This window comes from Acinetobacter sp. L-24 (assembly GCF_056857555.1).
On the sequence record NZ_JBSXNI010000044.1, the window covers coordinates 15,246 to 39,961 of the forward strand.

At 37.9% G+C, this 24,716-nt stretch carries 21 protein-coding genes and 1 pseudogene; 2 read left to right on the plus strand and 20 right to left on the minus strand.

Annotated elements, in window-relative coordinates; all coding sequences use genetic code 11:
* Nucleotides 1–22 precede the first annotated feature (22 nt).
* A pseudogene (dmeF, locus tag AC13CK_RS11640) lies at nt 23–1,006 on the minus strand (CDF family Co(II)/Ni(II) efflux transporter DmeF).
* Between the two features lie 57 nt (nt 1,007–1,063).
* On the opposite strand from dmeF, the gene AC13CK_RS11645 reads away from it, so the two are divergent.
* On the plus strand, nt 1,064–1,330 hold the full coding sequence (locus tag AC13CK_RS11645; RefSeq protein ID WP_071321149.1) for a metal/formaldehyde-sensitive transcriptional repressor: 267 nt from the start codon (nt 1,064–1,066) through the stop codon (nt 1,328–1,330).
* A gap of 401 nt (nt 1,331–1,731) precedes the next feature.
* Here AC13CK_RS11645 and AC13CK_RS11650 read toward each other — a convergent pair whose 3' ends face one another.
* The 5 genes from AC13CK_RS11650 to kdpA form a co-directional block, all read right to left on the minus strand.
* Nucleotides 1,732–2,469, minus strand: coding sequence for a response regulator (locus AC13CK_RS11650; RefSeq protein ID WP_071321131.1), 738 nt, complete (start codon nt 2,467–2,469; stop codon nt 1,732–1,734).
* Nucleotides 2,470–2,491: 22 nt separating this feature from the next.
* Nucleotides 2,492–5,155, minus strand: a complete 2,664-nt coding sequence (locus tag AC13CK_RS11655; RefSeq protein ID WP_348907044.1) for an ATP-binding protein — start codon at nt 5,153–5,155, stop codon at nt 2,492–2,494.
* Nucleotides 5,156–5,236: 81 nt separating this feature from the next.
* Complete coding sequence (gene kdpC / locus AC13CK_RS11660; protein WP_071321133.1) at nt 5,237–5,863, minus strand: potassium-transporting ATPase subunit KdpC; 627 nt, start codon at nt 5,861–5,863, stop codon at nt 5,237–5,239.
* 19 nt (nt 5,864–5,882) lie between these two features.
* Nucleotides 5,883–7,910 (minus strand): potassium-transporting ATPase subunit KdpB, encoded by a 2,028-nt coding sequence (gene kdpB / locus AC13CK_RS11665; protein ID WP_071321150.1) that lies wholly within the window; start codon nt 7,908–7,910, stop codon nt 5,883–5,885.
* 50 nt (nt 7,911–7,960) lie between these two features.
* Nucleotides 7,961–9,682 (minus strand): potassium-transporting ATPase subunit KdpA, encoded by a 1,722-nt coding sequence (gene kdpA / locus AC13CK_RS11670; protein WP_071321134.1) that lies wholly within the window; start codon nt 9,680–9,682, stop codon nt 7,961–7,963.
* Between the two features lie 305 nt (nt 9,683–9,987).
* Between kdpA and AC13CK_RS11675 the strand changes: the two genes are divergently transcribed.
* Entirely contained in the window at nt 9,988–10,788 is an 801-nt protein-coding gene (locus AC13CK_RS11675; protein ID WP_071321135.1) for an undecaprenyl-diphosphate phosphatase, read from the plus strand.
* 122 nt (nt 10,789–10,910) lie between these two features.
* Here the strand turns inward: AC13CK_RS11675 and AC13CK_RS11680 are convergent, their stop codons facing one another.
* From AC13CK_RS11680 to AC13CK_RS11745, 14 genes are all read right to left on the minus strand, one after another.
* Nucleotides 10,911–11,030 carry a YHYH domain-containing protein gene (locus AC13CK_RS11680; RefSeq protein WP_143045200.1) on the minus strand — a complete coding sequence of 40 codons (120 nt, stop codon included), beginning with the start codon at nt 11,028–11,030 and terminating at the stop codon, nt 10,911–10,913.
* 147 nt (nt 11,031–11,177) lie between these two features.
* Nucleotides 11,178–12,485 (minus strand): MFS transporter, encoded by a 1,308-nt coding sequence (locus AC13CK_RS11685; RefSeq protein ID WP_071321136.1) that lies wholly within the window; start codon nt 12,483–12,485, stop codon nt 11,178–11,180.
* Between the two features lie 93 nt (nt 12,486–12,578).
* Nucleotides 12,579–13,226 (minus strand): transmembrane anchor protein, encoded by a 648-nt coding sequence (locus tag AC13CK_RS11690; RefSeq protein WP_311203936.1) that lies wholly within the window; start codon nt 13,224–13,226, stop codon nt 12,579–12,581.
* Nucleotides 13,227–13,238: 12 nt separating this feature from the next.
* A complete protein-coding gene (locus AC13CK_RS11695) occupies nt 13,239–13,952 on the minus strand; it encodes a HupE/UreJ family protein (RefSeq protein WP_311203937.1) in 714 nt (237 codons plus the stop codon).
* An 18-nt stretch (nt 13,953–13,970) separates the two neighbouring features.
* The gene (locus tag AC13CK_RS11700; protein ID WP_071321139.1) at nt 13,971–14,330 is read right to left on the minus strand and encodes a hypothetical protein; all 360 of its coding nucleotides are present in this window, start codon (nt 14,328–14,330) and stop codon (nt 13,971–13,973) included.
* A gap of 11 nt (nt 14,331–14,341) precedes the next feature.
* On the minus strand, nt 14,342–17,473 hold the full coding sequence (locus AC13CK_RS11705; protein ID WP_348907046.1) for an efflux RND transporter permease subunit: 3,132 nt from the start codon (nt 17,471–17,473) through the stop codon (nt 14,342–14,344).
* 12 nt (nt 17,474–17,485) lie between these two features.
* Nucleotides 17,486–18,964 (minus strand): efflux RND transporter periplasmic adaptor subunit, encoded by a 1,479-nt coding sequence (locus tag AC13CK_RS11710; protein ID WP_311203939.1) that lies wholly within the window; start codon nt 18,962–18,964, stop codon nt 17,486–17,488.
* An 11-nt stretch (nt 18,965–18,975) separates the two neighbouring features.
* Nucleotides 18,976–20,175 carry a TolC family protein gene (locus tag AC13CK_RS11715; protein ID WP_311203940.1) on the minus strand — a complete coding sequence of 400 codons (1,200 nt, stop codon included), beginning with the start codon at nt 20,173–20,175 and terminating at the stop codon, nt 18,976–18,978.
* A gap of 44 nt (nt 20,176–20,219) precedes the next feature.
* On the minus strand, nt 20,220–20,669 hold the full coding sequence (locus tag AC13CK_RS11720; protein ID WP_311203941.1) for a hypothetical protein: 450 nt from the start codon (nt 20,667–20,669) through the stop codon (nt 20,220–20,222).
* A gap of 289 nt (nt 20,670–20,958) precedes the next feature.
* Entirely contained in the window at nt 20,959–21,636 is a 678-nt protein-coding gene (locus tag AC13CK_RS11725) for a hypothetical protein (protein ID WP_034675506.1), read from the minus strand.
* Nucleotides 21,637–21,715: 79 nt separating this feature from the next.
* A complete protein-coding gene (locus tag AC13CK_RS11730; protein WP_482831226.1) occupies nt 21,716–22,594 on the minus strand; it encodes a DUF4747 family protein in 879 nt (292 codons plus the stop codon).
* A gap of 75 nt (nt 22,595–22,669) precedes the next feature.
* Complete coding sequence (locus tag AC13CK_RS11735) at nt 22,670–22,843, minus strand: hypothetical protein (RefSeq protein ID WP_171260619.1); 174 nt, start codon at nt 22,841–22,843, stop codon at nt 22,670–22,672.
* A 125-nt stretch (nt 22,844–22,968) separates the two neighbouring features.
* Nucleotides 22,969–23,520 (minus strand): helix-turn-helix domain-containing protein, encoded by a 552-nt coding sequence (locus AC13CK_RS11740; RefSeq protein ID WP_071321145.1) that lies wholly within the window; start codon nt 23,518–23,520, stop codon nt 22,969–22,971.
* Nucleotides 23,521–23,548: 28 nt separating this feature from the next.
* Nucleotides 23,549–24,649 carry an ATP-binding protein gene (locus AC13CK_RS11745; RefSeq protein WP_311203943.1) on the minus strand — a complete coding sequence of 367 codons (1,101 nt, stop codon included), beginning with the start codon at nt 24,647–24,649 and terminating at the stop codon, nt 23,549–23,551.
* Between the last annotated feature and the right edge of the window lie 67 nt (nt 24,650–24,716).

Sequence of the window (24,716 nt, forward strand, 5' to 3'; positions counted from 1 at the left end):
GCTGCTCCTTTTTATCTATTTTTTATACTGCTGCTTGGAGTCTAGAACTTGTATTAATTTCTACTGAAACGTGCACAATTTCCTCATGAATAGATAAGGCTTTTCTGACTTCATCTGCCGTGATATTTAAACTGCTTACATCTAGTGACAAGATACAAGAAAACTTACCTTTACCCACCTTCCATACATGAATATCAGTAATCACAATTCGGCTATCTAAGTCTTCAATGACTTCCTGAATTTCCTGAACAACTGGATGTTCCATTTCAGCATCAAGTAAAGTTTTGCCTGTCTCGCGGATAAGCCCCCAAGACCAATGTGCGACTAGAAATGCACCTACAATACCCAAAACTGCATCTAAGAAATCCCAGCCAAAAAATTTACCTGCAAATAATGCAATGATCGCCAATACAGAAGTCACAGCATCTGCAACGACATGAAGGAAAGCTGCTTTCTGGTTTAAATCATGTTCGTGATGCCCATCTTCATCATGGTGATGGTGTCCATGATCATGATGGTGATCATGTTCGTGGTGATGATGGTGGTGATGCCCACTATCGTGTAGTAACCAAGCACAAATAAAGTTCACTGCAAGACCAATCACTGCGATTGATATTGCTTCGTTATAGTGAATATTAACGGGATTAAATAGGCGCTCTACCGATTGTATTCCCATAAATAATGCCACAACCATGAGTAAGATCGCACTAGAGTATCCAGCTAAAATTTCTATCTTCCACGTACCAAAACAGAATCGCTGATCTTGTGAATATTTACGTGCCATTCGATAAGCAAAATATGCTAAGCCCAATGCCAGCATGTGTGAACTCATGTGCCAGCCATCAGCTAGTAAAGCCATCGAATTAAAGAATCATCCTCCAAAAATTTCAAAGACCATCATGACACCCGTCAGGATCGTCGCAATTAAAATTTTCTTCTGTGCTAGTGGATTACCTTCATCGAATTGATGCGTATGGTTGCTTTTAACATTACTTAGATATTGCATTTTTTTATGCCATCAATAATACTCCCCTATAGTATATTTAATTTGGACAGAAATGCTATGTCGCATCTGCATCAAGACAAAAAAATTTTAAATCGGGTTAAGCGAATTCAGGGCCAAATTAACGCCGTTGAACAGAGTTTGGCTGACACGCACAAATCATGCATAGACGTACTGCAACAGGTCGCTGCCGTTCGTGGTGCTATAAATGGATTAATGAATCAATTGATTGAAGCACATCTCAAAGAGCATGTAATCAAAGATAAAGATGCGATTAATGAAGAAGAGTTAAAAGAGTTTTTAGCATTACTCAGCCGCTATCAATAAGATGACACGATAAAAAATCTCTTTTCAATTTTTATAGACTTGATATGATAATTACATCTTTATTGCTTAATAGTTTATATGCGACCCCGAATACGTAAGTTTTTAACTTCTCTTTATTCAACTCCAGATTCAAAAGTGCTCGAAATAAAGTTCAATTTAAGTCATCACTGTGACTTTGAACTATTTAAAAAGTTAAAAAAAACCAACTGCCAAAGCATAAAAAATGCGATTCACAGCATCCTTTATGAGCGTGGCTATACAACTGCAGAAATCTCTCTGCTCACTAATGACAATACTTAAAATTATAAACAGCCTTCAAATTCATTGAGGGCTTTTTACTTAAATTTGAAAAATAATGAACTGGCTGGCATCAATACAATTATCCTTAAGGACTAACCAACTTAATTATGCTTTGCTTGGACAAAATTATTCACACTCAAAAACCTCAATCCTACACCGGGTTCTGTCAAAATATATTTAGGATGCACTGCATTATCATTTAATTTAGCACGCAATTTAGCAACCAAAATTCTTAAATAGTGCGTATCTTCCTGATGCGTTGCACCCCATAGTTCCTTGAGTATCTGTGGCTGGGTTATCAGTTGTCCTTTATGCTGTGCAAGCAACGTTAATAGTTGATATTCCTTACGGGTCAAAGCAATCAGATTTCCCTCTAAATAAACTTGACGCTGAGCAAAGTCAATTTTCAAGTAGCCATCATCAAAAATTACGCTTTCAACCACACTTAACTGAGTCTGCCGAAGTAGAACACGAATTCTTGCCAAGAGCTCCTGAATACTAAATGGCTTCGTCACATAATCATTTGCGCCTGAATCCAAAAGTTTTACTTTTTCATTTTCATCAGAACGGACAGAAAGAACAATTACTGGCACATGAGACCAATTCCGTAATTCCATTAAAACATCAAAACCATCCAAATCAGGCAAGCCCAAATCTAAAATAACTAAATCAGCACCATGCAAGGCTAACTCACCTAAACCTTGCTGGCCATTTTCAGCTTGAATAACTTTATAACCTTGGGTACGCAATGCTATATCAAGAAATTTTCGTATTTGTGTCTCATCATCTATGATTAAGACTGTAGCGATGGCACTAGTAGATGGATTGAGTTCAGCCATTCATTTTCCTTAATTGAAAACCTTACAGTAATGGATTAATTGGAAGCTGCATGCGGATACATGTGCCTTGATTATGACTTAGAGATGAAGTAGAAATAGCCCCCATGTGTGCCCCAATAATTGCCTTAACAATACTCAAGCCCAATCCGGTACCGTGTTGTCCACGATCACCTCGTTCCATTGTATAGAACATATCAAAAATACGATCACGCTCATTTTCAGGAATCCCCTGCCCCTGATCAGAAATCGTTATTTCCATTTCATTTTCTTTTAACCTAGAAACTTGAATTGAAATCGGTGTATTTTCAGGTGAAAACTTAGCGGCATTTTCCAATACATTAAAAATAGCTTGTTCAATGAGTGCAGCATGTACATACAAACTTAATGGATCATCAGGTAAATGCACCTCAACTAAAGCTTGCGGCATATAACGTTGTAACCTGCGTACCGCTGAACCAACGAGCTCATCGACACCAATCCAATCTCGTGCCAGTGTTAGACCCTCATGTCCCAAACGAGTCATATCCAATAAATTTTGTATATAGCGGTCTAATCGTTCACCTTCTAAATGAATCGCCTCAAGTAAACTATTTTGATCCGTTTCGTCCATAGAATGCCGATAATTGCTTAAGGTATCAGCAGCACCAATGATTGATGCTAAGGGTGAACGTAAGTCATGTGAAACTGAAGATAATAACGCTGAACGTAATCTTTCTGTTTCTGAACTCACATTAGCAATTTCAAGCGCTTTGGTTAATTGCGTACGCCAAATAGCTTGAGCAATAAATTCGACCATCACCTCTGCTAATTGTTTTTGTTCAGACGTTAAAAGCCGTTGCTGCAATGGAAATTTTAGCCCAATGACGCCTACGCATTGCTTTGAAGCCAATAGCGGTAAAAACCACCAAGCATTTTCCATCAGTGTTTGAGTAAAACGGCCTGAAGCCTGATGATTTTTAAAAGTCCAATTTGCAGAAATTTGTTCCTTTGTACTCATCTTTTCTAAGTTTTGATTTTCCTGTTCAGTTTCTGGTGAATAAATCCAAACATCTGCATTTAGGTTTTTGTTTAAACAATGCATTGCAATATCTTGAACCTGCTGTAAATCTACTGCAGTAGAAAGCTTTTGTCCTAAATCTTGCATAATACTGTTATAACTGTTTGATGCTTTTAGCGCTGTAACCTGCTCTTTTAATTTAGATGCCAGCTTACTTGCAATTAAAGCAGCACCTAAAAAAGCCAGCACCGTGATCACACCTTGATGAGCTGAAATTTCCAACGTAAATTTAGGACTGATAAAAAAGAAGTTATAGGCTAAAAAAAATAAAATTGCAGAAAATACCGCTGCAAGCATCCTTGTTTTTGATGCGACAAATACCACAGCAGTAATAAAAATAACTGAAATATCGTCAATGCCCAAATAGGTTTCACTTAGGCTTGCGATCACAATGCTGATCACTGTTGTAACAAGTACGTAGGATATTTCGCTCAGTGTTAAATAATTTCTTCTACTGTCTGAGGCTATATTGTCTGAAACAGCAATATTTTTTGGCGATAAAACAGGAACAATACTAAGCTCGAATCGTGGCTGAAGTTTGATTAACTGATCAACGAAATCTGCTTTCAAAGGTAAGTTAAAGACTTCTTTCTTCGGCTGGGATAAAACCAAAGTAGAAATACCATGCTCAATAACATAATCAAAAAGAGTTTTCGCATGCTGTTTACCGTATAGCGTTTCCGTCATACCACCCATTTGCCGAGTCATATTCAATGCAATTTCGATTTCTCGGCTTTGACGATTAGCTTGTTTCGGCAGAATCTGAGAATCTTTAGAGAAAGTGACTACAGTCCATGCGGCCATCCGTTGCTCGGCAATACGACATCCTGCTCGCACCAATGATTCAGAGTTTCCTAGACCATCTATCATAATCAAAACATGGTTTTTAAGCGGAATAGCCGCTTGCCCTTGAATTGCAAAATTTTCCCGAACATCTGTATCTACATAACCAGCAACTGTTTGCATCGCTAGTTCACGTAAAGCAGTTAAATTAGCGACATTAAAAAATCGCTGTAAAGCTTGTTCTGCCTGTTCTGGTATATACACTTTTCCTTGCTTCAAACGCTCTAGCAATTCATTGACAGGCAAATCAATTAAACGAATATCTCGAATACGTTCAAAGACCCGATCAGGCACTGTTTCTTTAACACGGATACCTGTAATTTGAAAAACAATATCATTCAAACTTTCTAAGTGCTGAATATTCATTGTTGTAAAAACATCAATACCAGCATCTAAAAGTTCATTGATATCTTGCCAGCGCTTTTCATGACGGCTGCCAGGTACATTGGTATGAGCGAATTCATCAACAAGAACAATATTTGGCTTCTTGTCTAGTACCGCATCTAAATCCATTTCCTCAAGCTGGTGCTCTTGATATTGAATAATTTTACGCGGAATCAAAGTTAAACCCGCCACTAAGTTTTCAGTTTCAGTTCGGCCATGTGTTTCTACATAAGCAATCGCTATGTCACTGCCTTGCAAAGCCAATTCATGGGCACGAACAAGCATAGCGAAAGTTTTTCCAACGCCCGGAGCAGCCCCTAAAAATATGGTCAAACGTCCAGATTGAAAACGTTGAGTATGCTGTAAAAACACATCAACTTTATTTGTTTTACTTTTATCCATAAATTTATAACTTTTATAAATATCTTAGATTTATGCCCTTTCTAGTAGGAAGAGGATAGTTCTCCTCTTCCTTCCATTTTATTAAATCGCTTTTTCAGCCTGATCCAAAGCAATGTTTATTTCAAGCACATTCACACGTGTCTGCCCTAATATTCCGAAGCTAGGCCGAATACTTCTTTCCAGTACTAATGTCTCCACATCTTGTACTGACATTCCTCTTGCGGCTGCAATTCGATTGACCTGAATTAAGGCGGCCTGCAGACTAATTTCAGGATCGATACCGCTGCCCGATGCTGTTACCAAATCAGAAGGGATTTGAGATTTTTCAACGCGCTCTTGTGCCACAATTTTATTTAAACGCTCATCCATCATTTCATGTAATGCTGGATTTGTTCGTGCCAAATTACCCCCTGCCATGGCCATAGGGTCATAATTTGACGCGGACGGCCGCGGTTGAAAATACTTTGCTTGAATAAAAGGCTGTGCAACCAAACTTGACCCAATGACCTCACCATTCTGTACAATCAAACTGCCATTGGCTTGATGCGGAAAAATGACCTGCCCTAAACCTGCTGCAACCGAGCTATATGCAAAGCCGCATATAGCCAAGGTCACAGCTGTTAAGCCAATGGATGCACGTATTAAACCGAATCCAGCCGTCGACATACTATTCAATTGCTCATTTTCTTGATGGTTTTCAATATTCATTTTTATTCTCCTCATCAGTTCAAAGTGATAACAATTGACTAATCATCAGATCAATCGCTTTAATCGCAACAAAAGGCAACATTACTCCGCCTACACCATAAATCAGCATATTACGGCGTAATAATTGAGTTGCCGTTGATGGCTTAAATTTCACACCGCGTAAAGCAATCGGGATGAGTAAAGGAATAATAATCGCGTTAAATATCAGTGCTGAAAGGATGGCGCTTTCAGAGCTACTCAATTGCATCACATTCAGCACACCCATTTGTGGAATAGCCGCGACAAATAATGCAGGTAAAATGGCAAAGTATTTTGAGACGTCATTTGCCAAAGAGAATGTGGTTAATGCACCGCGTGTAATCAGCTGCTGCTTACCAATTTCCACTACAGACAGAAGCTTCGTTGGATCGGAGTCTAAATCGACCATATTACCCGCCTCTTTAGCCGCTTGCGTACCTGAGTTCATCGCTAAACCAATATTAGCTTGAGCCAAAGCAGGAGCATCGTTGGTACCGTCTCCGACCATTGCCACCAAATGCCCTTTGTTTTGTTCCGCACGAATACAGCTGAGCTTATCTTCTGGTTTTGCTTCAGCAATATAGTCGTCTACGCCTGCTTCGGCAGCTATAGCAGCAGCCGTAAGTGGATTATCACCTGTCACCATGACGGTTTTAATGCCCATTTCACGTAAGCGCGCAAACTTTTCCTTGATCCCTTTTTTAATTACATCCGAAAGCTCAATGACACCTAAAATATTCCGATCTTTTGCGACCACAAGCGGTGTTGCACCCTTAGAAGCAACTTGTTCAACGCGGGTTTTCAACTCAAGTTGATTCTCAAGATTTTGTGATGAAAACTTAAGAATGGCATCCAATGCACCCTTACGAATTTGATGACCATCTTTCAAGTTAATCCCAGAAATACGCGTTGAAGCATCAAAGTTAATAAATTCTGCTTGCTCAGGCGTATCGACATGCTGTCCATATTCTTTTGCTAGAACCACAACCGATTTACCTTCAGGCGTTGGATCTGCCAATGAGGTAAGTACTGCAGCTTGGCAAAGCTCTGATTCAGTGACACCAGCGAGCGGATAAAATGCAGTTGCTTGGCGGTCACCATAAGTAATCGTGCCGGTTTTATCTAAAAGCAGTACATCTACATCACCAGCAACTTCTACCGCTTTACCTGATTTAGCAATAACATTGGCTTTTAAAGCACGGTTCATCCCAGCTATACCGATAGCAGGAAGCAAGCCGCCAATGGTGGTTGGAATTAAGCAAACCAATAATGCAACCAGTAGAATTGGATTAATTTCGATTTTTAAGAAATGTCCAATCATTGGCAAACTGAAAACAACTGCAATGAAAGTCACTGTCATCACTGTAAGTAAAATACCCAAAGCAATTTCATTCGGTGTTTTTTGACGGTTTGAACCTTCTACCAAAGCAATCATACGGTCAAGAAAGCTATTTCCTGTTTCAGCTGTGACTTGCACGATTATTCGATCCGTCAATACTTTAGTGCCACCAATCACACCTGATTTATCAGTACCCGCTTCACGTAAAACAGGTGCTGACTCCCCTGTAACAGCAGCTTCATTAATGGTTGCAAAACCATGAATAATTTCACCATCAGCAGGAATCAACTCACCCGCACGAACTTCAATCAAATCATGCATTTTTAAGAGCGTCGCTGCGATTTGTTCACCATCCGCATCTTCTTTATTTTTAATTCGACGTGCCGTTAAATTCTGGCGTGCTTGTCTTAAAGAGGAAGCCTGTCCCCGACCTTTGGCTTCTGCCACAGCTTCTGCATAATTCGCAAATAGCACAGTAATAAATAAAATGACTGTGACTAGAATGCCAAACATTAAGTCTGCTTTTCCCAAAAGTGTGCACACCAGCGTAATCAGTGTTCCTAGCCATACAATCGCCATCACAGGGTTCTTAATGACATGCTGCGGCAACAGTTTAATACAAGCATTTTTCCATGCTTCTACTTGGAACAATGTTGATTGATTTTGCTTTGGTACTGTTGGTAACGGCATATTTTGAACAGCGTTAATAGATTGTTTTGAATGATTCATATTTTTCACCCTTAAGCTTTAACCAACAACAAATGGTCTGCGATAGGCCCTAAAACCAGTACAGGCATGAATTGCAAGAGCGTCAACATCACCACAATGGCAATCAACGTGAGTGCAAAAGTCGGAGTTTCCACTTTTAAGCTGCCACTGCTTTCAGGAGCTTGACGTTTCGAAGCTAAACGTGCGGCAATGAAAAGAGGAATAATCAATGTTGGAAAACGGCCCAAGACTAGAGCTAAACTGGTACTTAAATTCCACCAAATTGTATTATCAGCCAGACCTTCAAAACCTGAGCCGTTATTGGCAAATGCCGAAACATATTCATACAGCACCTGTGAAACAGCATGATATTGAGGATTGCTATTGCCTGTTAATGTAGGGAAATACAATGTGATTGCAGTGAGGGTTAAAATCGTAATCGGTTGAATTAAAATCACCACAGCGAGTAACTTAATTTCCCCAGCTTCAATTTTCCGACCAAAGAGTTCAGGTGTACGCCCAATCATCAAACCTGCGATAAACACAGCTAAAAATAGATAAATGATAAATTGCTGTAACCCACAGCCAATCCCGCCCCAAATAGCATTAATCAGCATATTTGCTAATGCGATTAATCCAGTGAGCGGTGCAGAAGAATCATGCATCATATTGACTGAGCCATTATTCACCTGTGTAGTCAATGCTGACCATAGCGCAGAAGATGCTTCACCAAAACGTACTTCCTTACCTTCCATTGCATACAGCTGTGCTGCCGTTGTAGAAATACTTTCAGACCAAATTGCACTGCTGGCAGAAATGATTGACATCAGCAGCATTGAAGCAAAAACGAAGACTGCAAATTTTGTACGCTTGGTAAAAAAGCCCAGCATAAAAATAACTGAAACTGGAATGAGTAAAATAGCCAACATTTCTAGGAAATTAGATAATGGCGTTGGATTCTCTAAAGGCACGCTGCTATTAGGCCCATACCAGCCCCCGCCATTACTTCCTAATTGTTTAACCGCAACCATTGGTGCTACTGGCCCCAATGGAATTTTTTGCGTATGTAATTCTGCAGTTTGGTCTAGGACTTGAACTTCTGGGCCGCCTTGAAATGTTGATGGAACACCTTGGCTAGTCAGTAAAAGTGACCATACCATGCATAGCGGTATTAAAAATCTGAAGGTTGGACGAATGACATCTGCCCAATAATTACCGACATTCACACCTTGTAATGGAGTCCCCGAAGTTGTGTTTTTTTCAATATTCAGCGGAACGGATTGCTTATAAAATAATGCGCGAACCGTAGCAACAACCATTGCTAGCCCCATCATGGGAGTAATGATTTGCAAACCAACAATACCCACCATTTGTGACAAATACGACAACTGAGCCTGTCCGGAATAATGCTGCTGATTTGTATTGGTTAAAAACGAAATCATGGTGTGAAGGGCTAAATCCCACGACATATTTGGAGCCTGATTGGGGTTCAGCGGTAAGTTCGCTTGAGTCATAAATAAAACCCAAGTAAAGCCACCCAACACCATGCAACTCAGTACAAAACTTAGGGTATACGTTTTGACACTCATCCCCAATTTAGGGTTCGTACCCAACAGTATATATATCGGTTTTTCAATCCAATTGAAAAGTGGATCAATTCGCATTGTTTGATTTTGCATAACTGCTGCTAAATATTTACCAAGCGGATAAGCAAGGGCGACAACGTTCATGATAAGCAGAATAAATACTAACATCAGTTTTTACTCCCCTTAAAATGGAAAGCAAATACACTTTTTTTTATCTCTCTAAGTTGCATCGCCTCATGTATGGCGCAGTTGTTTTGATACGACATTTTTTGATGCGCTTTAAATTTAGCACTCATCTTTTCCATCCTAAGCATGGATAAATTTCCATGATTTAGTATCTAAAAGCCGCCCGTAAAATCTCTATTCAGAAATATGTATAGCGCGTAAAATTTGCGTAAAAATTTGCATAGATACATTTATATAAAGTTTGAAATGCCTTAAAAGATTCCAACCATTCATGATTATTTTTACTTATGGAAAATCTAGAACTTTTAAAAGCATTATTTTTAGGAATGATTGAGGGTTTAACAGAATTTCTACCAATATCAAGTACAGGACATTTAATTCTTTTTGGGCATTTAATTGATTTTCAATCCGACTCAGGCCGTGTATTTGAGGTCGTCATTCAGCTAGGTGCTATTCTTGCTGTTTGCTGGCTTTACCGTCAAAAGATAATCGACTTAGTAAAAGGTTTTTTCTCTGGTGATACTCATGCTAGACGTTTTGCTATCAATGTTTTTATTGCTTTTCTTCCTGCTGTTCTCATTGGTATATTAGCCGTCGATTTCATCAAACAAGTATTGTTTAGCCCATTAGTCGTAGCTTTCGCACTTATTATTGGCGGATTGATTATTTTCGCAGTAGAAGCAAGAAAGTTTGAACCAAAAACACTCGAAGCCACTGACATTAGTATAAAACAAGCTATTCTTGTCGGTTTTGCTCAATGCCTTGCAATGATTCCTGGCACTTCTCGTTCAGGAGCAACGATAATTGGCGGTATGCTCTCAGGTTTATCACGTAAAGCTGCTACAGAATTTTCCTTTTTTCTCGCTATGCCAACAATGTTAGGCGCGGCAACATATGACTTAATGCGTAATGCATCAATATTAACCTCAGAGAATATATTAAATATAGTCATAGGCTTTATAGCTGCATTTATAGCTGCACTTGTTGTTGTAAAAGCTTTGGTCAAATTTGTAGAAAAACATTCACTGAGAGTTTTCGCTTGGTACCGTGTTGCACTTGGTATTATCTTATTAATTATATTTTTTTAAAACTTACGTTAAATCTAAAAAACCAAATTATTTTAGGCTTAATAATTCGAATATCTATCAAACTATAAACCTTCCTCCCCCGATTGGTTTAATAAAAAAGAGTTCTTAAGAACTCTTTTTTATTAATGGCAGTGATACCCACCAGTACTACTGTTATGACATCCCGCTGAATTAGTACCACCAGAATGTGCATTCGCATAACTTGCGAACAATCCAACTAAACAAAAAAACATAACTTTCATGCTAAACCCCTATTTTAAATTGATCAATTGTTTTACTTGCATAAATCAGTTTAACGTAATTTCAAAAAATTAGGATATTTTCCAATAAATTAAATACCCAATTGCTGCACCAAATGCACTTAAAAATAATAAAACATAGGCCATCATTTATTTCGGCCATCTTTGATGGTATTCATCTATTACATAGTCATGTGAATGCTTTCCATCATGGTTATGACTGAGTAGATGTTCATGATCCGCAGGTAAGTCATCATGTGAATGTACTATTACGGACTCATCCTGTTTTGGCCAAATTATAAAAGCAATACTCATTGCCACTAGAGCAATAATCGCCATAGGCACGAATGTAAAGAGTGTTCCAAAATTGGTACTCAGCCAACCTACTAAAGGGTAAGCAATTAACCAGCATGCGTGTGAAAAAGCGAACTGCGCGGCAAATAATGAAGTTCTATTTTCACTAGATGCAGATTTACGAATTAACCGACCTGTAGGCGTTTGAGATACTGAGTAACCTATTCCCAAAGCAAACCATAAAGCTAATAGTCCGTTGTATGAGTTAATAAAAAACCCACAGAACAAGCCAACGACTAATACAGCTGTGCCGCTCAACATCACAGCTCGATCGTTAAATTTATCCAGAATATTAGGCAATATAAATGCCGAGAGCATAGACCCTAAGCCAAACAAGCCAAAGGCCCAAGTGGTGGCATGTTCATTTAGCTTAAAGGTTGATTGAACGAGTACAACCGTATTTACAATCACCACAGCACTGGCTGAAGCAATCGCAAGGTTTAACGCTAGGAGTGCCTTTAAACGCGGGGTATTAAAATAAATTTTTGTCCCCTGCTTTATTCTGTAATACACTCCTTTAAATTCAGGTACTTTAGCAACAGGCAATTTTGCACTGACAACAAAAAGTGCTGAACCAATAAAGCCAATCACCGTTCCTAAAAATAGATTGTGATAGCTTATAAATCCAAGTAAAAATCCTGCCAACATCGGACTGATGATATTTTCTAAGTCATAAGCCAAACGTGAAAGGGACAAAGCATTGGTATAGTCTTTTTCATCAGGCAACACATCAGGAATCATGGCCTGAAAAGTAGGTGTGAATGCAGCTGATGCAGATTGCAGAATAAAAATTAGAATATAGATTTGCCAAATTTGGGTCACAAAAGGCAGGCATAAAGCAGTTAAAGCACGGATGATATCTAACCCCACTAAAACTTTTTTACGTGGCAGCCTTTCTGCAAATGCTGAAGCAATAGGTGCTACCCCAATATAAGCAATCATCTTTATCGCCAATGCTATGCCTAAGACCTGAGCAGCCTCCCCTTTAGCAATATCATACGCCTGTAAAGCCAAAGCAATAGTGATCAGCCCTGTTCCAATAAGTGCAATGACTTGAGCTAAGAACAAATGCCTATACGTTGTATTTTTTAAAACTTCTAGCATTTTAGGGACTCCTTTTAGAACCTAATTTTTATTTCTAAAATCAATGCCAATTAAAATCTCCTTGGATTTTATTCCAAGGAGATTTTTTAAAGCTTAAAAGACTTTCTTCATATCACTGAATTGGCCTTCAACTTCCAATGTCACTGAAACAGGACTTTCAGTTCTATTACGCCAGAACCAGCCATGCTTACCATCAAAAGCTGCTTTTAATGTACCTGTTTGCTGAGTTTCATTACGTCCTTTGCCATAACCATGGTAAAAGCCCTTGGGAGCGTTCACTGGATCACCATGCGTGTCATAATTTAGACCACCGCCTGATGTTGTCCATTTAAAATTCACGCTAGCACTTTCCGGCATCGCCAACTTAATTTCAGTGGCTTGTCCGGGCTTCAACTCAACTGTCATTTGCTGCTTTTGAATTGCAGGCATTAGCATTTTTTCTGCTTCACCAATTGGCATAGATGATTGAATATTGGGGTCACTTGCAACTTCACTCGATATCGTGTTTGAAACTGCCTCTCCCATACCATTTTCAGACTCTTGAGCCAAAGATTGCTTAATTTCACCCATCGTTGTTAAGCCTAGAACTTTACCAACCCCAGTAGGATCAATATTGTATTCAGCTGGCATAACAACTGTAACTAAGACAACTGCAGCACTCACTGCAGCGATAATGGTTGATTTAACAAGTTTCTTTGCAGAAGGTAATTCAACATCTTGTGGAATTTGAGCGTTGTACATATTTGAAAATCCTTATTGAGTAACGAAGCCAGTAAGCTGAAAGCCCACAAGTAAAAAGCCGAGGAACATTAAAAAAACGTTGCTTTGATAAGCTGTTTTGAAGAAATACGGCGTTTTTCGCCACATTGTCATCAACAGCAAAATCATCGCTAAAGCCATAAATTGACCAAGCTCTACCCCGACATTAAATGCAATGAGGTTTGCCAATAGACCATCTGCCGGAACTTCATACTCTTGAATTTTTACCGCTAAACCGAAGCCATGAATCAGACCAAAAATTAACGTCGCTGCTTTAGTGTTGGGCTGGAAACCAAACCAACGCTGATATGCACCTAAATTATCCAAAGCTTTATAAACAATAGAAAAACCAATAATTGCATCAATAATGTATGCATTCATGGAAATGTTGTAATACACCCCAATCAGCATTGTCACAGAGTGACCAATCGCAAAAAGGCTGACATATAAGCCAATATCTTTCATGCGATATAAGAAAAAGATAATCCCGACGAGGAACAGCAAATGGTCATAACCTGTAACCATGTGCTTTGCACCAAGGTAAATAAAGGGAATGATGTGTACCCCATAAATTTCTTGAATATAGCCTTTGTCACCTTCCGCCACGCCATGGGCAAAAAGTGCAGAACTCATCAAAACTGCACTTAAAGTAATCAATAACTTTAAAAATGCCTTGAGTCTCACCCATTGTGAAAAAATAAATTGCATGTAAATCAAACTCCAAAGTTAACTAAAAAGAAAAGTTTCTAGCGATGTTTTGGGAGGTTTGAAAATACGGCTGATCATCAGATAGAGATAATTTTTCACTCTATCCAGGATCAAAATAAAGGTGAAAGTAAATAACAAAGTTATCGATTGACCAGACTGATATTCACCAAAATGCTCATGAAAATTATCATGATGAATATGGTTTTGCTTTTGATGCACATCATGAAAATGTACACCTTCAAATTCATAAACCGTATGTTCTTGGTATGCAGTCTCTGCATTGTGCGTATTAAAATGCAGGCATAGTGCAAGACTGATGATGCAGACGAACCACATCATCAAATTTCTAAACTTTCTATCTCTCACTATGCCTATCATTGCATTTTCACCTAGGCTTCTTGCTGCTCAGAAAAATCATCTGATTGCTTTTTACGTCCTTGGTTAAACCAAACGTATAGCGTAGGCAAAATAATCAACGTCAATAAGGTCGAAGATAAGATTCCGCCAATCACAACAGTCGCAATCGGTCGTTGCACTTCAGAGCCAATCCCAACATTCAATGCCATAGGGATGAAACCTAAAGATGCCACTAAAGCCGTAATTAATACTGGGCGAAGTCGTTCCAATGCACCGTGTCTAACAGCTTCAAGTAATCCTTCACCTTGATCTCTCAATCTCTGAATTGCAGACACTAGAACTAAGCCATTCAGTACAGCAACACCCGACAGTGCAATAAAACCAACGGCTGCTGAGATAGAGAATGGGATATCACGTAAAGCTAAGGCAATCACACCGCCCGTTAATGCAAATGGCACGCCCGTAAAGACCAGCACGCTATTTCTGACATTTCCTAATGCCATATAAATCATGGCAAAAATTAAGATCAAAGCCAGAGGGACAACAATCATTAGACGATTTGAAGCTGATTCCATTTGTTCAAATGTACCGCCCCATGTCAGCCAATAGCCTTCAGGTAATTTAAAGTCAGCATTGAGTTTAGATTGGGCTTCTGCGATATAACTTCCGATATCCGTACCACGAACATTGGCAGTAATTACAATTCGGCGTTTACCGTTTTCACGTGAGATTTGGTTTGGCCCCTGAACATTCTTCAATTCGATTAGTTCAGATAAAAGTACACTTGAACCATTAGGCAAATTCACTGGAACTTGATAAAGCTTGTCTAAGTCCGTAACGGAGTTCTGATCCATTCGAACCACAATATCGAACTTACGATCTCCCTCAAAAACCTTACCTGCTGTTTGCCCCGTAATCAGACTGGATACTTGCTTTTGCACATCTTCAGCATCAAGACCGTAGTTGGCGATCATGTCCTTTTTAAGCTCAACAGATACCGTTGGCAGTCCACTCAGCTGTTCAACTTTTAAGTCAGCTGTACCACTCACACCTTCTAAAATTTTCGCTGCAGCATTTGCTGATTCAAGCAACTGATCTAAATCATCACCATAAATCTTCACTGCAACATCTGTACGAACACCTGAAATCAGCTCGTTAAAACGCATTTGAATCGGCTGAGTGAACTCATAGTTGTTTCCATAAACGCCTTTTGCCACACGTTCAATATCGGCAACAACAGCTGATTTTTCTTTGTCAGGATTCGGCCATTCGCTACGTGGTTTCAATATCACAAAATTATCAGCGACGTTTGGTGGAACTGGGTCTGTCGCAATTTCAGCTGTACCCACTTTAGCAAACATGGTTTTTACTTCAGGAATTTTGACGATTTCTTTTTCAAGCGCATACTGCATTTCAACAGCTTGAGTTAAAGAAGTGCCAGGAATTCGAAGCGCATGTAATGCCACATCACCTTCATCTAATGAAGGAATAAATTCAGAACCTAAGCGAGTTGAAAGGCTTGCACTGAATACAAAGAAAATAGCGACGAACGCGATCAGCTTATAACGATGACTCAATGACCAATCTAAAATTGGGCTATAGACTTTCTTAATGAAATGAACAATCTTAGATTCCTCTTCCTTAATTTCACCTGTCGTGACCAAAGCCACCATTGCAGGAACAAAAGTAATCGAAAGAACCATTGCAGCCACGAGAGCCATAACAACTGTAGCTGCCATCGGTGTAAACATCTTGCCTTCAACACCAGTAAGCGTCATGACAGGCAGATACACTAAGATAATGATCAATTGACCATAAAGAATCGCTTTTCGAGATTCCCTAGTTGCTTCAAATACGGTAGCAAAACGTTCTTTACGCGTCAGAATCCGGCCCAACTCTTTTTGCTTCATCGCTAATTTCGCAAGTGAAGCTTCAACAATAACGACAGCACCATCGACGATGATCCCGAAATCTAGCGCCCCCAAACTCATTAAGTTTGCACTGATTCGTTGATTCACCATGCCAGTAATGGTCATGAGCATAGACAATGGAATCACCATCGCAGTAATGAGCGCTGCACGGAAATGCCCAAGGAATAAGAACAGAACAACAATAACGAGGATTGCACCTTCAAGAAGGTTTTTCTTTACTGTGTCGATTGTTGCATCAACCAAAGTTGTACGGTTATAAACGGCTTTCGCCTCAACACCTTCTGGCAATGACTCTTGGACTTTTTGTAACTTTTGATCTACCGCATGAGCAACATTTCGCGAGTTTTCACCAATCAGCATAAATGCAGTACCTAAGACAATTTCTTGCCCATCTTTAGTTGCTGCACCTGTACGTAACTCGTGACCAATTGATATTTTTGCCACATCTTTCAATCGAAGAATGTAACCGCTGCTTGTCGTAATAGGGATATTTTGAATTTGCTCAATTGAGTTAATTTGAGAATCTGAGCGAATCAAATACTGTTCGCCATTCTTCTCAATATAACCAGACCCTTTGTTCATGCTATTTTTAGAAATAGCATCCAAGATATCCTGCTGATCTAAACCAATACTGCGTAAATATGCATAATCAGGCTGCACCACGAATTGTTTTAGATAACCGCCAATGGTATTGATTTCATTCACACCTTCTACATTTCGAAGCTGTGGTTTAATCACCCAATCTTGCAGAGTTCTTAATTCAGTGGGTGATAATGGATTTGGATTATCTTTTGCGTTCTCAACAGTGTACATAAAGATTTCGCCAAGCCCTGTTGAGACAGGCCCCATTGAAGTCGATATGCCACCCGGAAGTGTTGGAGTAACCCCTTGCAACTTTTCATTTACAAGTTGACGAGCAAAATAGATATCCGTGCCTTCCTTGAAAATCGCCGTAACCTGAGATAAACCATATCTCGATACAGAACGTGTGTATTCCAGATTCGGAATACCAGCCAAAGCCGTTTCAATTGGATAGGTCACTTGTGACTCCATCTCCATTGGAGATAAGCCTTGCGCTTCACTATTGATTTGGACTTGTACATTAGTAATGTCAGGCACAGCATCAATCGGCAGTTTAAAATAGTTATAAACGCCAAATGCACCGATAAACAGAAAGACAATCAGTACAAGCCATCGATTCTTGATCGAGAGCTTAACAATTTGATCAAACATAGTCGCTACCCCTTAGTGATCATGAGTAGCGCCAGATTTACCTAGCTCTGCTTTTAATAAGTAGGAATTGCCTGCTGCATACACCTGACCTGCTTTAAGACCAGATTTCACCTCAACAAAACCGTTATATTTATCGCCTAGTTCTAAAGGACGTGCTTCAAAGTCATTTCCTACACGGATAAATACCACATCCCAATCACGGAAGTTTTGTAATGCATCTTCACGCACAACCATGGCTTTCGTGCTTTGATTTTCAAATATTTGTGCGGTAACAAGCTGACCAGAACGCCATTTAAATTGGTTCGCAATTTCAATAAAGACTTGAGCAGTACGTGTTTTCGGATCAATCACATCACTAATGTATTTAATCTTACCCAGTGCTTCCTCCGTACTTTCCTGTACTTGAGGTTTAACGGTTACTTTTGCATCTGGATTAATTGCATTCAGCTTATCAGCCGGCACATTGACCACTGCAAGCAACTGTGAAGTATTTGCAATTTTAAAAAGTGGTGAAGCTGGTGTTACATTTGAACCCACAGCAGCAAGCACTTGTAAAACTGTGCCCGACATTGCCGCTCTTACTTCAATTGTTCCGTTACCTGAACCACCGTATGAACTGATTAAGCTATTCAGCTCATTTGCACGAGTCTGTGCATCATCGTATTCACGTTTTGCATTGATGTAGTCAATTTCAGGCGATACGCGTTTTTGAAATAATACGCGTTCCTGTTCCATCTTTTTGCGTGAAAATTGCAAATTATCTAATGCAATGGATCGCTCAGCATTTAAGCGGATCAGATCTTGGCTTTGAACAGTCGCTAACAGATCACCTTGACTGACTTTATCACCAATAGTGCGATAGGTTTTGATAAGTGTTCCGCTTGCTTTAGGCGTAATGAAACTTTCAAAATTGTCTGGGAATTTAAGCTCACCTTTAAGCTCAAGCGCATTCTCAAAAGTCATGGGTTCAACTTTAAGAAGTTCTAAACCACTGCTTTTGATACTGCTATCCAGCATCGTTACACGGCCTTCTTTGGTATCCCATTTCCAGCTGTGTTTCTTGCCTTGGTAATCAACATTTATCACCATCAAGAACGAATGCGGTTCATAAACAATTTCATCTCCAATCAAGTAATCACTTTCAGGCTTGAAGCGAATGGTTTGCTCAGCATCTAAGCGCTTAATAAAAATATTCGCGTTAATCTCACTCGGCTTTAAAGGCTGATCTTTGTAGTAGCCATAGACACGTAAATGCGGCTCTACACCTTCTTCAAAAATTTTGACCTCTGCTGAAAAGTCTCCATCACGATATAAGCGTCCACCATGTGGACCTTTTTCATCACCTGCGACAGCAGCTTTCTCTTCGACAGCTTCACCATGTGCAGAAGACGTCTGTGATTTGTTTCCTGTTTTGTACCAAGCCAGAGCACACAACATGACAAGTAAAGCCATAACGCCTGTAGCAATGACCGTATTCTTTGGTTTATTCATATTCTCTGCCCTTATTCTTGATCTAAATTCGTTACATAATTTCGTTCAACTTCTGCAATCTGATTTTGCAAAGCCAACCACAAATCAAATCGAGCGAGATGTTTTTCTAACCAAACTTGTTTAATGCTATTAAATTCCAGTAGTGAAATTTTTCCTGCCTGATAACCCATTTCTGCAATGCGTAAACTTTCTTTTGTTGCAGGTAAAACAGATTGGTCATATTGCTTGATTGCATCAATCAAACTGGATACCTCAATAGATTTGTTATCCAATTCAATCTTTGAATTTCGATTAATTAAATCTGAACGAGTTTCAGCATTGGTTTGCTGTGCTTGTGCGAGTGCAATATTTCCATTGTTGCGATTGAATATTGAAAGCGGAATTGAAGTAGAAACCAAAAAAACTTTGTCATCGGTTTCTTGATAATTACGCACACCAACGCCAAGCGTGATATCAGGAACCGCTTCTTTTTTTGCTAATTCAAATTGAGTTTTTGCCTGCTGTTTTTTTAGTAATGCCTGCTGTTCAGATAAGCTCACCTTGTCGGTAAAGTTAATCGTTAAAGGAACATCAATAGCATTGGCTGGTAAATCAAAAGCAAATTTTGAACACAGATTTTTCTGAAACTGAACCTTTTTCAGTTCATTTTGATAACGTAATTTGGACTCAGCAGATAAAGCTGAATTAAGTTGAACATCAGATGGAATCACCCGTCCATACTTTAGCTTTTCATTTAGAACTGTTGCTTGTCTTGCACTCAGCTTGCTCTCTGCAGCATAAATTTCTGCTCGCTGAGATGCTGTATACCAATTAGACATGCAGATTCGAAAATCGGCTTTTAACTCTGCTTGTCGTTGAGTAATCTCAAATTGGTTATTATTTCCTTGTAAACCTGCTAATTGCTTACGTAAAGCGAGTTTATTATTTAACGGAATTTCTTGCGACAAACCCATGAATGCAGTTGGGCCATCCAAGTCTTTCAGCTTAGAATTACCCAAATTATCCAATTCGACATTGAACGTAGGATTATTCATCCGACCAGCATATTTTTGATTTACATCATACGCCTGCTGAGATTGCTGCAAACTTTTTAGAACTGAATCATTTGCAATCGCTTGCTGCTGTAACTGTGCATAATTTGTTCCTGCAAATAACTGCGGAGCAATAACAACTAAGCCACAGGCGAAAATTACCTGACTTTTTTTAGACATGACTATACCTATACAAAAATGAAAAAATATTTTGTATAGTTAAATCAATTTCTTAGAACAATAAGCGTCTTAGTAAATGCGTAGGAATTACAGAGAAAGTTAATCCTTTTTCTTAGCTTAAAAGACCGAATGGGGCGTTCAAATAAGCCTAAAAATAAGAGGATTAAAGGTAAAGCAAAACTAAGGAAAAAGACTGGATCAATTGAGAAATGATCATCAGCTTGAATTGGCTTTACTGAATGATGAAATGCGGGTTCATCATAACTAGTCCAGTTATGATTTTTTTTATCTTGATCTGCTGTACTCAGAACTTCATCATGATGAGCTAATGACCATTGGCTCGAGTCTTCTGTTTCGACAGAAATACTTAATTCATGATGATGATCTAGATTTTTTGCTATAACAGGCGCCCACGTATAAATTCCCGTCGTTGTTATAGCAAACAAAAACAGGACTGATACGAGGATAAGTTTAAAAAACTTATTAGCCAACATAGCAAGTTAGATCAAAATGAAACGTGAAAAGCATACTGAATAGCTTCTAGGAAGTAAATCCTATATGAAAATATATCTCAAATTTTCAAGCTATCCTTTGATAAAGGGATAGCTTATAGGAACTGAAGCTTTATTTAGTTATTTTCTGGAACTGTACTAAAAGGATTTAAACTGTACCTAGTTTGAGTTAGTACAAAGTAAGCTTACTTATCTTAGAGGTGGTGGAAGTTTAACTAGCAATTGAAACTATTGTAACTATTAAAGAACGTCCATGTTCTTTAACCCAGATTTACCCAAGCTCGATCAAATTATCTTGTGAATGCTCTTCAGCATCATCCACTCTTTCGAATTCTTCTTTTGCCATAACAACATCCTCTTTAATAAGTGACATTAAAACTTCATGATTGATGAATTTCATAGCAGAAATAATTGCTACTAAGACTCCAACTATTAAGATAGCAAATTGAGAAAAAATATATGTATTTTCATCGACAAAAAACAAGTTCCATCCTAAATATTTAAACAACAAAGTTAAGAGAGTATTTGATATAAAAATTGGTACTGATGATACGTATAAAAGGAAATAAATTATTGGTTTAAATTTTAATGCCTTAGATCTATCGATTGAAATGAATACATCTTCCTGCCCAAATTTTTTAACTTCTATCTTATGTCTAATTTTTTTTATTTTATTGACCATTGAAAAAAAGTTATTAGGGGATTTTAGCTTAAGAATATTCACTTCCTTAAAGCCTAGTTTTTCAGTGGCAATCATTGCCTGTGCAAAGGCACTCTTTTCATAATCAGTGATATCAGCTCGCTTAATTTCTTCTTCATATTTTTTAACAGATACCGCCCTATCTGCATAAAATTTTGCACTATGGGTAAAGCGTTTTCTGCTATCTAACCAAGATAAAATTGGGTAAATAAAAATGATAAGAGGTAAATATTTTAAGATTACATCCAATGATTACTACTCCAAATGGCTAGTTAAACCTGTGGGATGAAATAGCACCCCACTCTATTCACTACTTCGAATTTGACCACTAATTAATGTTACTTACAATTTCCAATGCTTTAGCTTGGATCAAATAATGTTGATCTGTTTCATCTGGATCATACTGAACTCTAATAATTAAAGGGTTAGATTCAGCAGTACTTTTATCTTCTATTAACCCTTCTTGATTTTCGATCTTATATTCAATAATGCCATGCTCTGCAGCAAACTTTATGAGCTCTTTTACTTCATCGCTTAAGTTTAAAAAATCATTTTTACCTGCGATATATGTCTGAATATAAGACTCTGTATTCATATCAACCATATGAGAAATAACTTTGTGAGATGAATCGAACTGCTCACCTATTTCTGGCTTTTCTAAACAGATTTGAATTCGTTTTAAAGTTTTCGAATTGATAATCTTTTCTGCTGAAATTACTTCAGGGACTGTACTAACTATGATTCGTCCAAATTTGTCCTGCAATTTATCCGTTATAATTAGCTTCTTTAAAAACTTTTCAAGCAATCCAATTTGGATCTCATTTTCAGGGTCCTTCACTTCACAAACCAATTTTTGATGTAAAGGAAAGAATATAAATTTAAAGAATCTTGGATTTGCTTTTAAATTAGATGGAATATAGTTTTCCTCTACATTTTTATGGCGATTCCTTTCATTTTTTTCTTCGTCATACCAATCACTTGTAAGTCCATTACTTTTAAAAACTTCTCCACTAAAACCATTAAGCAAGTTCTCTTCATTTAATGGTTTTATAAAGCGAAATTTTAGATAGTTATTACGTTCCATTGGAATCGGTCTAGGATTTTTCCGAAGTTCTTCAAAAACCTCAACATAAGTTTCAACTGTTGTACCTTCTCGAAGTAATTTAATATCAACAACAGCATAGTTTACAGTACGGTTACGCGCCATTATTACAACCTCTAATTCAAAAATTTAATAGGATACTCAATGGCTTCGAAAAGCCATTGAGCATTATTTACTGGTTTATTTTTCTTTACGTACACCTTTAAAGGGTGTCTTATCAGATGTCTTAACATCCATAAAACGCCCAGTATCAGTGTCACGTTTAACCCAATGTCCACTTGGGGTTTGTGTTTGAGAACGATCACGAACCATTCCATTACGATGTCCATCGCCTGATGGAGGATTTGTAGCCATAGCTAAACTCCTTATTTCTGTTTAATTTAATCTGTTTAATCAGAAGGTTTCAAAAAGGGCTTTTCGCCCTTTTGAAGACTATAATCCAATAAATCTGATTAAGTCAAACAGTTTAATCAGATTATTTAATCTTTTATTGGTCGATAAACAAACTCATGCCCACCAGAAGATGCTGTTTCTTTTTCACCTAAGATATAACCTTGATTAAACAGTTTTTTTAGCTTCATGCTTGCGTTCGGAATAGAAACATCAAAATGATTAGCAATCAAAGAGGTTGTAACTTTTGGTTGTTCATAAATAAAATCTAGCAATTCTTGTGTTGCTGAATTAACTTTTGGACCTATCCAAAGCTGCTTATCTTCATGCTTAATTAACAAAGGTTGCTCTTTAGCCTCTGCACCGTATTGCCAATTATCTATTAAATCTTTGTTCTTAAAATTTGTTAAATAAAAAGCTTTTTCCCCACGGAAATTTTTTGCCAGTGATACGATACTTTCTCTCGGGAAAGAGGCATCTGTAGCATCAATACCTCGTAAAGATACCTCGAAAATAGAGTACTCAGGGTGTTCATCAATATACATTGATATAGCTTGATAAACCTCTCTCCCTTCTTGATTGCCAAAAGCAACAGATGAGTTAACAAGTTTTCTAAGCTCTATAAAATTTTTTTTAGTCATCTGTTAAATTTAACCTGTTTAAACAGCTTCAGTCAATTATAAAATCAAAACAGATATGTGTGCCATGTATATATGTTAGATTTCTAAGTATATCTTCACTAATCAGCTCACCTTTTCGATAGATCAATTGAATACTAAAATTATTCAACCTAATACTTAGATTTGCATCAAACCTACTTGCATTATCAGTTGTACTTTTAAAACCTAATCCTCTACCACTACTTTTACCAAACCGAGTAATTCTTCCTTTTGAAAAAACTTCCAATGCCAAACCTATATCTGATTCTTCTTGGCCCTCAGGATATTTTTTATATAGATCTGGATAGTTATGTTTAAGAGTCGTCCTTAATGTTGCCACTACTCCTCTACCACTATCAGAAATTACAGCTTGTATATGCTGTTTTGAATTCGGTGGACTATATAGCTGTAATCCAGCAAATCCCTTCAATTTAGACTCACTATGATCACTGACATTCCCAATAAATTCAGCAAAAAATAGAGTGGCTACATTCGCATATTCTGATGATGTCTGCGCAATAAAACTTGTCCTCAAGTCACTTTTTAATTGTTTATTTTCACTCTGTGGACAAATTTCACCAAACTCAACTAAAGACTGACAATTTCCCTTAAATTGTTGTGCTGTTGAATAAGTAGGTCGTTTAGGTAAGACAATGATCCCTTTATTGGTGAAATCAAAAAAACCATTTCTATTCAAATAGCTATGTGCTCCAGAACAATTATCAAGATCTACAACAACCTTAATGCCATAATCATTAAGCTGATTTATCAATGAGATAAATCTAGCAATAACTTCCAATAATAATTTAGTATTTTTTTTAAAGATAAAGGATACCCTTGCCGTATCCTTGAAAAAATCACATCCCGCTAAAACCTTATTTTCATATACTTCCGCATCTATCCATCCGGAAGGAAAATCAATTTTTATTTCTTTAACATTTAACGGATTTTTATTATTCCACGTAAAATCAGACTCATCTCTTATATAGACATCAGAATGCTGCGCTAGGAATGAATTTATTTCTTTTTTATTCCATCCAAGAATTGCTGCTATTTCAGAGCCTTTTAAATTAGGTCTTACATCCAAAACACTTGCTATTGACTCTCTCACCTATCCCCCTCAAATATTTTTAAATAAATTAGGCTAAACAGAAGTCACCATTAATGATGGCTTCTGT